General features: G+C 40.9%; 7 protein-coding genes and 2 pseudogenes (1 of these 9 only partly in view). All 9 read left to right on the top strand.

Annotated features, from left to right (window positions below; all coding sequences use genetic code 11):
- Positions 1-105 precede the first annotated feature (105 nt).
- Entirely contained in the window at positions 106-3,288 is a 3,183-nt protein-coding gene (locus tag N824_RS16580) for a TonB-dependent receptor (RefSeq protein ID WP_235207156.1), read from the top strand.
- An 18-nt stretch (positions 3,289-3,306) separates the two neighbouring features.
- Positions 3,307-4,905: a RagB/SusD family nutrient uptake outer membrane protein gene (locus N824_RS16575; RefSeq protein WP_048906272.1), complete on the top strand. Its 1,599-nt coding sequence runs from the start codon at positions 3,307-3,309 to the stop codon at positions 4,903-4,905.
- Positions 4,906-4,907: 2 nt separating this feature from the next.
- Positions 4,908-5,969: an IPT/TIG domain-containing protein gene (locus N824_RS16570; RefSeq protein WP_048906271.1), complete on the top strand. Its 1,062-nt coding sequence runs from the start codon at positions 4,908-4,910 to the stop codon at positions 5,967-5,969.
- A 201-nt stretch (positions 5,970-6,170) separates the two neighbouring features.
- Positions 6,171-6,884 carry a superoxide dismutase gene (locus N824_RS16565; RefSeq protein ID WP_048906270.1) on the top strand — a complete coding sequence of 238 codons (714 nt, stop codon included), beginning with the start codon at positions 6,171-6,173 and terminating at the stop codon, positions 6,882-6,884.
- 39 nt (positions 6,885-6,923) lie between these two features.
- On the top strand, positions 6,924-7,847 hold the full coding sequence (locus tag N824_RS16560; RefSeq protein WP_048906269.1) for a family 2A encapsulin nanocompartment shell protein: 924 nt from the start codon (positions 6,924-6,926) through the stop codon (positions 7,845-7,847).
- 3 nt (positions 7,848-7,850) lie between these two features.
- A pseudogene (locus N824_RS16555) lies at positions 7,851-9,533 on the top strand (family 2A encapsulin nanocompartment cargo protein cysteine desulfurase).
- Between the two features lie 94 nt (positions 9,534-9,627).
- A complete protein-coding gene (locus N824_RS16550) occupies positions 9,628-9,978 on the top strand; it encodes a hypothetical protein (RefSeq protein WP_048906267.1) in 351 nt (116 codons plus the stop codon).
- Positions 9,979-10,058: 80 nt separating this feature from the next.
- Positions 10,059-10,811 (top strand): porin family protein, encoded by a 753-nt coding sequence (locus N824_RS16545; protein WP_048906266.1) that lies wholly within the window; start codon positions 10,059-10,061, stop codon positions 10,809-10,811.
- Positions 10,812-10,959: 148 nt separating this feature from the next.
- Positions 10,960-12,509, top strand: a pseudogene (locus N824_RS16540) (FAD-dependent oxidoreductase) (it continues 136 nt past the right edge of the window).

Raw genomic sequence — 12,509 nt, 5'->3', positions numbered from 1 at the left:
TTGCGTACCCCTTTTTTAGCAATACAGGATTCAGTTGTATCTAGTTTTAACAAATAGAAACCCATCCCCTGGGAATCTTAACTAAACCAAATATGACGACCAAACATGAAAACGACAAGAACAAGTTGTAATGAATGGATTTTTATCCTGTTCATGATCTTTACACTTACCGGAATCACCAAATCCGGTTACTCCCAAAGTACTGCAAATAGAATAGTTAAGGGGGTTGTTGCCGATGAAAGCGGAACAACTTTACCTGGCGCATCTATAGTGGTAAAGGGAACCAAAACCACAGCTTTAACCAATAACGAGGGTAAGTATTCCATCATGGTCACCTCAAATGCAAATGTACTTGTATTTTCCTATGTAGGTATGACCACAAAAGAAGTTACCGTAGGTTCAGGCTCAGTAATTAACGCTAACCTTGAATCCTCTACTTCAACCTTATCAGACGTAGTAGTTATCGGCTACGGTACATTGCGTAAATCAGAAGTAACCTCAGCAATTTCTTCTGTTTCCCAAAAGGACATTAAAAATTTACCAGTTGCAGGCGTAGACCAGGCCTTACAGGGTAAGGTAGCAGGTGTTACCATAAATAACAATGGTGGTCAGCCTGGTGGAGGTGTTTCCGTAAGAATCAGAGGACTTACCTCAACAGGCGAAAATAACGAACCTTTATATGTAATAGATGGAGTTCCTATGAACTCAAAAAGCAGTTCTCTTGAACAGAACTTTTTAGGGGGCGGTTCCGGGCAAACCGGGCAAAGTGTGCTGGCAACCTTAAACTCTGCCGATATTGAAACCATCGATATCCTGAAAGATGCATCAGCACAGGCCATTTATGGTGCCAGAGGCGCCAATGGAGTAGTACTCATCAATACTAAAAGAGGCCGGGCCAACCAGGGTAAAATCACTTACGACTCCTATGTTGGTATTTCAGAAGTCCCTAAAAAGCTTTCTGTTATGAATCTGCGCCAAAATGCAGAATACATGAACTCGCTGGTTTTAGAAGTAAGAGGAGTTCCGGGAAGTGGAATGGATAGTATAGCGGAATTTAAAAACCCATCCTTATTAGGTGTGGGTACCGACTGGCAGGATGAGATCTACCGAAGAGGATTTACTCAAAGCCATCAACTTGGTTTTTCAGGAGGAACAGAAAAAACACAGTTTTATTTCTCTGGTGGCTATCTTAATCAGGAAGGAACACTAATCAAAACAGGGTTTAAAAGAATAACGCTAAGAGCTAATATAGACCATCAGGCTACTAAATGGTTAAAAACTGGTATTACTGCAAACCTGTCCAGAACCAATCAGCAGATTGGCCTTTCAGATGGTTTCGATGCCGTTACCAGTACCGTGCTTTATAATAGTCCAGTAACTCCTGTTAAAGATGTTTTTGGCAATTATATCTCTACCAACGTTATAGGTGGAAGTACCTTTGGAAACCCAAACAATCCGGTTGCGTTAGCAATGTTGCGAGATGTAAGCAATCAATCTTCAAAAGCTTTCGGAACAGTATATGCAGACCTGAACATTATAGATGGTCTTACCATCAGATCAGAGGGTAACTTTGATTTTAATCTGAGTAGCGATAAGGCGTTTCAGCCATATGTACAAAATGCCGAAACCAAAGCTGTCATCCTTTCTCCTGCCAGACTTAGAGAGCAAAGGAACAACAGTCTTTACTGGGCAATGAAAAACTATGCTAATTATAACAAAACCTTTGGTAAGCATAACATCGCTGCTACATTAGGTCACGAGGCACAAAGATCCAAATACGATTTTATCAATGCCAACAGAGATAACCTGGTTCTTAATATTCCAAATTTAAATGCCGGTGATGCAGGCGATACGCAAGGCATAGGAGCGGGGGCTGCAACCTGGAGCATGGAGTCTGTTTTTGCACGTTTAAACTATAATTATGACAACAGGTACGCCATCAGCGGAACAATAAGAAGAGACGGATCATCTAACTTTGGACCAGGCCACAAATGGGGTACATTCCCGGCAGTTTCGGCATCGTGGACAGCAAGCAATGAATCTTTTTTAAAAGACAACAAATATGTTAATTATCTGAAACTAAGATTTGGATATGGAGAGGTTGGAGGGCAGGATGCCGGCTCAGGCAACCTATACTCTGCAAATATCAGACTGTTTCCCATTGCACCATTTGGTCCGGGCGGATTGCCTGATAACGTAGATAACCTGTTAATTACCTGGCAGTCTACCAATACCTACAATGCAGGTTTAGACCTTACCACCTGGAATAAAAGATTAGAATTCAGCTTTGATGCCTATAAAAAAGTAACCTCAGATATGTTACTAGCCACCCAGCTTGGTGCTTATTCTGGTTTAGGAACGGCATGGAACGACATCAAAACGCCAACAACAAACGATGGTCGCATGACCAATACTGGTTTTGATATCGGACTAACTTCTTATAACATTCAAAATAACAACTTCACATGGAAAACCAATATCATATTCAGTAGGTATAAAAATATCCTCAACAGGATGAACGAGCCTAATGCAACTTTGCCTGGTACTTTTGATGAATATGGTACCAAATCTTTGGTTACCTTATCTCAACAGGGCCGCCCGCTTGGTGCATTCTATGGCTATGTTACCGATGGATTATTCAGATCGCAGGCAGAACTAAATAATGGGATAGATTACGGACTCTCAGTTGCTCCAGGTAGCTTATGGCTGGGCGATGTAAGGTTTAAAGATCTAAACGGCGATAAGGTAGTTGATGACAAGGATGTTACCGTTATCGGTGATCCTAATCCAGACTTCACCTACGGCTTTACAAATACCTTTAGCTATAAAGGAATTGACCTTTCGATATTCATTTATGGTAGTCAGGGAGGTGATATTTTTAACTATAGTCGCCGCCAAACCGAAGCATTGAGCTCTCCTTACAACAATCAGCTTACTACTGTATTGAACAGATACTCTGCAAACAATCCTAATGGAGATTTGCCAAGATATAATCAATGGCACAACAATAACAATAGAATTTCTGATCGATATATTGAGGATGGATCTTACCTAAGGATACAGAACGTAGCGTTGGGCTATAACCTGCCAAAATCTTTAATAAGCAAAATAAAAGTGAGCAATGCCAAGTTCTATGTTTCTGTGCAAAACCTGTACACATTTACCAATTATTCGGGTTACGACCCGGAACTGGGAGCGCTTAATAACAACATCAGGTTCATGAATATCGACAATGGTCATTATCCGGTTCCAAGAACATTCACCCTGGGCACCAATATTGAATTCTAACCTCTAAAAATTAAAGTAATGAAAACAAATCTCATCATCATATTTTTTGCAGTAGCTTTAATTGGAGTTTCCTGTAAAAAGAGTTTCCTAGATAACCCCTCAGAAACGGGGCCAACCACTGAAAGTTATTATACCACAGCAGCCGAAGTAAATGGTGCCACAGGACTTTTGTACAATTCTGTATGGAACGACTGGTCTGACAAAGCCTTTATATCTGTAGGTGATGTCCTTGGGGGTACCGTAACCGGCGTGCAGGGCAACGCACAATATAACTCATTTTATAATTTTAATATCCAAAGTACAGATGGTTTAGTAATGGACACCTGGAAATCTTGCTACAAAGCAGCTGGACAGGCTTCTGTATTGATTCATACTTTCATGAATAAAAAAACTCAGGTGGCCGATCCTTCCTATCTGGACGTAGGTATAGCTGAAGCCAAGTTTATCCGTGGGTTTGCGTACTTCTATATCGGCCGCGCTTTCGGCGATGCACCCATAGTAGAAAACCCGGTAGATCTAACCAAAGCCGGGGCACCTGCAACACCAAGATACCTGCAAAAAGATGTATTAAAATTTGCACTTGAGGACCTTAAGTTTGCTGAAGAAAACCTACCCGAAATAGCACCTCAGGATGGTCGGGTTAATAAATATTCAGCTAAAGGAATGATGGCCAAGATCTACCTTTACCTAAAAGACTATGAAAACGCCAGGTTAAAAGCCAAAGAGGTTATGGACTATGCAACGTCAACCAAAAGAATAGGCCTGAATCCTGATTTTCAGGGCATGTTTACCTCGTCAGACATCGCCAACAAAAACAATAAGGAAATGTTGTTCTCATTAAGATGGTTAGCAGCTATGGGCTGGAATGGGGGAAACAGGTACATGCTTTATGTAGGGCCTCAACCATTGTTAAAACCAAAACCAACAGGAGGAAATGGTTATTCGGCAGTGGTTCCTTCATTCGATATGCTAAATGCTTCAACAGGTTATGCCACCGGCGACMGTAGAAAAGGATGGTCGGTAATGCAGCAGGGCTTTCATAAAGCAGATTGGATCAATGACAATTTCCCTAACGGATTTACTTATGATACTACCGGGATAACGAGCGATTTTAAAATTCAAACAGGCACGCGTTCCAATATTCAGAAATATGTTGTAGGACCAAACAGAAGCTCGGAAATGGTAACTTCTGATAGCCACAACAGCATTTCTACCTATATTCTTCGCTATGCTGATGTATTGCTGATTTATGCAGAGGCAGTAATGGCCGGAGGGGGATCTACCAGTGATGCTACCGCTTTGAGTGCCTTTAACGAAGTCCATAACCGTGCTGGTCTGGTAAGTTTAACCAACATTACGCTTGATGATATCTTACACGAGCGCAAAGTGGAGTTCGCGTTTGAAGGCGACTACTGGTTTGACATCCAAAGACAAGGATTTGCTAAGGCACAGCAGATGATAGCCGCGCAGGAGCGTGGTACATTAGGTGGTAACGGCCAGTTAACCAGCTTTAAAGCTACGCTTACTTCAGCAAAGCAATTGTACCTTCCGGTACCACAACCAGAAACAGTTATTAATCCTTTACTGCTTGAACCTGCAGTAGCTTATTATAAATAGATATGAAAACTATTAAAAATCTAAAGATATTCCTGCTGGCATGTATGGCAGGAACATTAACCATAGCAGGCTGTACAAAAGAAGAGCAGTCGAACAGTAAAGCGTCCAATAGTCCGGTGGCCAATAAGCTTGATCCGGAAAGGGCAAGCGGAAACACCGTACTCACTTTAACCGGAAGTGGCCTGGGCGATATGACCAGTATTGTTTTTGAAAAAGGGAATGTACCCGCTTCATTTAACCCGACACTAAATACAGATAATGCATTGATATTTAGAGTTCCCGATACTGCAAATGGTGGTGCCCAAAACATCATCCTAACGAACAGACTTGGAGTTCAGTTAAAAGTGCCATTTAATGTTGTTGCTTTGCCTTTGGTAAATTCAGCTTCTAACTATAACTTTATTGAAGGCACAGAAATTACCCTGGTTGGAAACAACCTGGAGGATGTAACCAGTATAAGTCTGGATGGCGCAGAAGCTGAGGCCAGTATCGTATCTCAATCCAAAAAAGAACTGGTAATTAAAATGCCTGCAACTACGGTAAACAGTGCAAAACTAATACTTACCAACTCTACCGGGCCAATTACCACAAATCAGGTATTTGTGAATCTGGATAAAGCCTATAAGATCTTTACAGACGATTATGGTAATGGTTTCGAAAACGGATCATGGGGTCCGGCTTCAATATCCACTGATTTTGCCAAAAGTGGAACCAAATCCTTTAAAGCAGGATATAACAAAGGAAACTGGAGTGCTGATGGTTTTGCAAACTGGAATGGTGTAGCCAATATGCCAGAGTATAATTACTTGTCGTTCTGGGTTAAGGGAGCTTCGGCCGATTATACGCTTTATGTAACAGGCGATGCAAGGGCAGGGGGTTATGGAAATTCAGATAGAAGCGTTCCAATAATAGTGCCTGCTAATGTATGGACTTACTTCAAAATCCCGATGACAACACTTGAGCTTTGGAAAAAAGGCCCCATGAAGCAATTAGGTTTCTGGATAGAAGGCCCTGAAAAACAAGATGAAAGTTTTTACTTCGACGATGTGATCCTTATAAAATAAAAAAACACTTAAACCAACTATAATTTAAAAAGCCAGGTCATCCGACCTGGCTTTAAATTTTAAACAAAACTCAGACGAGCTAACAAATTTCGATTAGAAATTGTGTATGATTTGGGCTAAAGGTATAACTATTTTGTTAAATAATCTACTAGTTCTGTAGAATTAATATATAAATTATATATTTAGAAAAAACAATTGGTTATGAAAACAAATAGTCGCAGAAATTTTATTCAAAACTCCCTTAAAGCATCTATCGGGATAGCTATTGGCACTCCCTTAATTCTTAATGTAACAGGTGCTTTAGCATCACAAGCTCCTTTAAAATTTTCTCAGGTACCATTAGGTTATCCATATAATGCATTTGAACCTTATATAGATGCACTCACTACAGAGATCCATTATACCAGGCATCATACAGCGTATATCAAAAATGTAAATGATGCTATAGTCGCCGAAAAAATAACATTCGGCTCCGTTAAAGATTTCTTTGATAATGCATCAAAGCTATCTGCAAAAGCCCGCAATAACGGTGGCGGCGCCTGGAATCATAACTTCTTTTTTGAATCCTTAAAACCCGGCGTTTCCACGGGCCCGCAAGGAAAAATCAAAGAAGCCATTGACTCAGCCTTTGGGTCAACAGATAAATTTAAAGAACAATTTTCTCAGGCTGCAGCCACCCGTTTTGGTTCTGGCTGGGCCTGGTTGGTAAATGATAAAGGAACCTTAAAAATTACTTCAACTGCAAATCAGGACAATCCCTTATTTGACAATGCTGAAATTAAAGGAACTCCACTCTTGGCGCTGGATGTTTGGGAGCATGCGTACTATCTGAAATACCAAAATAAACGGCCCGATTACATTGCCAGTTTTTGGAATATAGTGAATTGGGATAAAGTGGCTTCAAGATTAATTTAAAGTAATAGATCTATTCATACATAATTAATTAAACAAATCATGGCAGAAAAATTAAATCCAACACAAACCGCATTAGGTGATGTTGCCGCAAGACCGCTGGCTATTGCAACTCGTACCGTACCGCAGGCATCATTTATTACCCCAAGATGGTTGCCTCATCTCTTAAGCTGGACGCCCGTAGAGTCAGGGATTTACAGAGTAAACAAAGTAAAAGAAGGAGAATCAGTGGATGTTGATTGCTCTAACAGAGACGAACGTGTATTGCCAAACACATTTGTTGATTATGTAGCACAGCCACGTGAGTATCTGCTTAGCGCAGTAAATACCGTGCTTGATGTACATACCAGGGTTTCCGATTTGTATAGCAAACCTTACAACCAGATCAGTGAGCAATTGCGCCTTACTATTGAAGCAATTAAAGAGCGTCAGGAAAGCGAACTGATCAATAATAAAGAATACGGTTTGTTGCACAGCATTGTACCTTCTCAGCGTATTTCTACACGTTCAGGTGCACCAACACCAGATGATCTGGATGAGTTGATCACTAAAGTATGGAAAGAGCCCGGATTCTTCCTCCTTCATCCATTAGCCGTTGCTGCCTTTGGCAGAGAGTGCACACGCAGAGGCGTACCACCACCAACGGTATCTTTGTTCGGTTCTCAGTTCATCACCTGGAGAGGAATTCCTTTAATCCCTTCCGACAAAGTCCCTATCGAAAATAACAAAAGTAAAATATTGCTCATCAGAACGGGAGAGAGCCGTCAGGGTGTAGTTGGTTTATATCAGCCAGATCTTCCCGGTGAGCAATCTCCTGGTTTATCAGTGCGCTTTATGGGCATCAATGAAAAAGCAATTGCTTCTTATCTGGTATCTCTTTATTGCTCTCTGGCAGTTTTGGTTGATGATGCCATTGCTGTACTCGACGATGTGGAAATTAATAAATATCATGAATATAAATACTAGGTTATGAGTGGCACAATTAAGGGTCCGAATGGACTGCCAGATGTACATCTCTTAGAGAAACTGGCAAATGAATTTTTTTTCTCGGCCCCTGGGGCATTGGATAAACCCCAATCTTCACCTTCGGCAATTAATCAGGGGAATTCTGTCAACCTGCTGGATCCACAAACAAGCCTGTCGGATGCTAACAACCTGGGGCTTGGCCATGTGCCTGCCTCCACACATGGAAGCGGGGGGATTTCGCCAGGTGTTAAATCAGCGAATGCCCTGCCGTTTGAAAACGATAGACCCTTTGAGAAAGAACTGAGCAAGGCGCTGGCTGCAGTTAATGTTTACAGTCCTTCTTCTCAATTGCCATTTACACCTTCAGCAGTTTTAGGAGAACATTCATATTACTTCTCTTCTGCAGAAAAACTTACCAAAGGAGACTACCGGGAAATAACCGGCCAATCTTACCCTGCATTTAACGTAAACATTGTTCGTAACGATTTCCCAATCCTTTCAGAGTATGTAAACGGAAAGCCCCTGGTTTGGCTGGACAACGCTGCAACCACCCAAAAACCGCGACAGGTAATAGAAAGGTTAAGCTATTTTTATACACATGAAAATTCCAATATACATCGTGCTGCCCACGAACTAGCCGCCCGTTCTACCGATGCTTATGAAGCAGCAAGACAAAAGATACAGCATTTTATCAATGCCAGATCAGCAAATGAAGTGGTATTTGTACGCGGAACAACTGAGGCTATAAACCTTGTCGCAGATAGCTGGGGTGCCCAATATCTYCAGKASKKYKRCKMMMKYAKCATCAGCCATTTGGAACATCATGCCAATATAGTTCCCTGGCAGTTATTGGCCAAAAAGAAGAATCTAAAACTAAGAGTGATCCCGGTTGATGATGATGGTCAAGTTATTCTTGATGAATACGCAAAATTGCTGAATCCAAGAACAAAACTGGTTTCTTTCACCTTGGTATCTAACGCATTGGGAACGGTAACTCCGGCAAAAACAATTGTAGAAATGGCTCATGCTGCGGGAGCAAAAGTACTTGCCGATGGTGCACAGTCTGTTTCTCACATTGGTACGGATGTTCAATCACTTAATGCAGATTGGTTTGTGTTTTCTGGTCACAAAATTTTTGGACCTACAGGTATTGGCGTATTATATGGTAAGGAGGAATTGTTGAATAATTCACAGCCTTATCAGGGTGGCGGCAATATGATTAAAGATGTAACCTTTGAACATACTCAGTTTAACCCTGCGCCCTCACTTTTTGAGGCAGGAACAGGTAACATTGCCGATGCAGTTGGTTTAGGCGCAGCAATAGATTACGTTCAAAAGATTGGGATTGATAACATTTACAACTATGAGCATTTTTTGTTAGGATACGCAACAAAGCAGTTACAACAAATTCCAGGATTGCGCTTAATTGGAACGGCAGCTAATAAAACGAGTGTGCTTTCATTTGTATTAGATGGATTTACAACTACTGAAGTTGGCGAGGCATTAAGTAAAGAAGGTATTGCAGTAAGGTCTGGTCATCATTGTGCTCAACCCATTCTGAGAAGGTTTGGACTGGAAGCAACAGTGCGGCCATCTTTGGCATTCTATAACACTTGTGCTGAGGTTGATAAACTGGCTGATACGGTTAGCAGCTTAAAAAGCGGAAATCAATTTCTTGTAAGGTAGTGGATCTGATTGAAGCTGGTATATAGAAAGTATGCCAGCCTCAACTATTATTAAGCCAAAACTGCTATATTAGCGGAAGCAAGCAACGTAATAAATGGACCATCCTTACAAATCAGAACTTTTAGTAAATCTAAAAGCACATTATCTTGGCCGCAACTGGCGCTCAATTAGCTATTTTGACACTAAACGAGATGAGATTTTATTTGTTTTACCTGAAACGGATGATGTTAGCCATGCACTTAACAACCTATATGAGGTATTAGGAACATTGCCAGAGATTGATTACCCTAAGGAACGTGTAGTAATTAGTTTCTGCTATGAAAACGGCGATTCATATTGTTCGCGTTTAATAAATCCCAACAAACAGGACGAAATCAACCTTGCTTTGATTGGCTATCGTCCGGAACGCAAAATCCGTCCGGAAGAACTTCAGGAGATGGAATAGTAAAGCTTTCTCGCTCAAAATGTTACGATAAATAACGGATTATATTTCATAAATTAGAGTACACACAAATAAAACTCGCTATGAAATCTAAATTATGTTTTTTCATACTGCTCTTCTATGGGCTGTATGTTCAGGCCCAGGAACAGCCTGATTTTGAGAAAAAGGTAAGGTTTGGTATTAAAACAGGCATTAACGGCTCTCTTTTTACACGCAACGTAACACCCACAGCCAACGCAAAAAGAACCGATCTCAGTTATTTTAACCGATATTTCCGAGCATCTGCACTTGTTGGATTAACTGCCGATGGGCGATTAACAGAACGAATTACACTTGGTGCTGAATTGCTCTTTAATTCGAGAGGCATGGTTTACAGGGAAAAGAACAATTATGTAATTATTGTTGACGACGATGGACAGGAGCAACAGGCCTATAATAACTATAATTTCAATATTGATTATGTGGAATTTCCAATCCTGATCAGTTACAATTTTAAACCAAGTGCATACAGGCTCTTCTTATCGGCCTATGCCGGCATGGCACCGGGCATTGCTGTTAATTCAAAAACAAAATTAAGATATGAAGATGGGGTAGATGGTGATGGTGGCAGAGGACGAAATGAAACGCTGCCTTTAAAATATGTAAATCATTTTAACAACAGCTTGCTTGCAGGTATTAAGGTGGGCGATAACAAACCATTTAAGATTAACCTTTATGGTGATTTTAGACTTAGCTACACGCTGCTGCCGGTTTTTAATCGCGCTGTATCAGATCAAGGTGATAATCTGGATACCCGAATGCTCACCTGTTCTGCAAGTCTTGGTGTAAGATTCTGATTGTTAAAGTCTATACCCGGTTTTGCTGGGGCGTTGCCAGGGCCTTGACGGGGCAATAGCCGTACTAAGGCCCTCGCAACGCCCTATCAAGACTCTCACACCGAGAGTTTTAAAATAAATAATGTATTTTGCTTTTCGAACCAAATAAATGTCTAACCCTATTGATGATAAAATGTGGTATAAAACTATAATTGCTTTCTCTCTGATATTAATATTTTCCATTTTTTGCCTGCAGGCAGCAGATGTAAAGCCAAACCAGGCCGATCTTATAATTTATGGTGGCACCTCAGCAGCGGTAACGGCAGCAGTAACTGCGATAAAACTTGGTAAAACTGTTATTGTTATTTCCCCCGATGTTCATCTCGGAGGATTGTCATCCAGTGGATTGGGTTTTACAGATACCGGAAATAAAGAAGTGATAGGAGGCTTGTCCCGGGATTTTTATCATCGGGTTTATCTCCATTATCAGCAAGATACAGCCTGGAAATGGCAAAAAAAAGAAGAATATGGGAATAAAGGGCAAGGAACACCTGCTATAGATGGCAAAGACCGGACGATGTGGATATTTGAACCGCACGTTGCCGAAAAAATCATGGAGGACTTTATTAAAGAAAGCAATATTAAAGTTTACCGCAATGAGTGGTTGAATCGTAAAGGTGGCGTAGAGATGAAAGATGGTAAAATTACGTCCATCACTACATTAAGTGGTAAGCAGTTTAGTGGTAAAATGTTTATTGATGCTACTTATGAGGGTGATTTGATGGCTGCTGCAAAAGTTAGCTATCGCATAGGCCGCGAAGCAAACAGTGTATACGGAGAAACCTGGAATGGTGTGCAAACAGAAGTGTTTCAGCATGGCCATCATTTTAAAACAAATATAGATCCATATAAAGTTCCTGGTGATAAAAGCAGCGGGCTACTAGCTGGTATATCTGATCAGGAACCTGGAATAAAGGGCGAGGGCGATAGTAAGTTGCAAGCGTATTGCTTTAGAATGTGCCTCACCAATAAGGCAGAGAACAGAATTACATTTCCAAAACCAGATAACTATGACCCTGCAAATTACGAATTGCTGGCAAGAGTATTTCAGAGTGGGTGGAAAGAACTGTTTGATAAGTTTGATGACATCCCTAATCATAAAACAGATACCAACAATCATGGTCCGTTCAGCACCGATTATATTGGAATGAACTACGATTATCCGGAAGCATCTTACGAGAAGCGTAAGCAGATCATTAAAAACCATGAAAATTATCAGAAAGGATTAATGTATTTCATGATTACAGATCCACGTATTCCTGCAGATCTGCAAAAAAGACTGCAAACATGGGGTTTATCCAAGGATGAATTTAAAGATAATGGTAACTGGCCACACCAGATCTATGTTAGAGAGGCCAGAAGGATGGTCAGTGACCATGTACTTACAGAAAACGAAACTTTAGGAAGGAAAGAAGTGCCTCAACCTATTGGAATGGGCTCTTACGCTTTAGATTCGCATAATACTCAACGATATGTAACCGATAAGGGATTTGTACAGAATGAGGGAGATATAGGTGTGCATGCTCCTAAACCTTATAGTATAGCTTACGGATCAATAGTTCCTAAAAAAGGAGAATGTAGTAATTTGCTGGTACCGGTTTGTGTTTCCAGCTCACATATTGCCTACGGTTCTGTAAGGATGGAGCCGGTTTTTATGAT

It is taken from the genome of Pedobacter sp. V48, from assembly GCF_000523515.1.
GTDB lineage: Bacteria > Bacteroidota > Bacteroidia > Sphingobacteriales > Sphingobacteriaceae > Pedobacter.
This window is presented reverse-complemented; position numbering and strand designations above follow the sequence as displayed.

Bases quoted from the DNA above. Each gene is read 5' to 3' on its own strand.
- N824_RS16560 (WP_048906269.1), top strand. From the start codon at position 6,924: ATGGCAGAAAAATTAAATCCAACACAAACCGCATTAGGTGATGTTGCC.
- N824_RS16580 (WP_235207156.1), top strand. From the start codon at position 106: ATGAAAACGACAAGAACAAGTTGTAATGAATGGATTTTTATCCTGTTC.
- N824_RS16565 (WP_048906270.1), top strand. From the start codon at position 6,171: ATGAAAACAAATAGTCGCAGAAATTTTATTCAAAACTCCCTTAAAGCA.
- N824_RS16570 (WP_048906271.1), top strand. From the start codon at position 4,908: ATGAAAACTATTAAAAATCTAAAGATATTCCTGCTGGCATGTATGGCA.
- N824_RS16550 (WP_048906267.1), top strand. From the start codon at position 9,628: ATGGACCATCCTTACAAATCAGAACTTTTAGTAAATCTAAAAGCACAT.
- N824_RS16545 (WP_048906266.1), top strand. From the start codon at position 10,059: ATGAAATCTAAATTATGTTTTTTCATACTGCTCTTCTATGGGCTGTAT.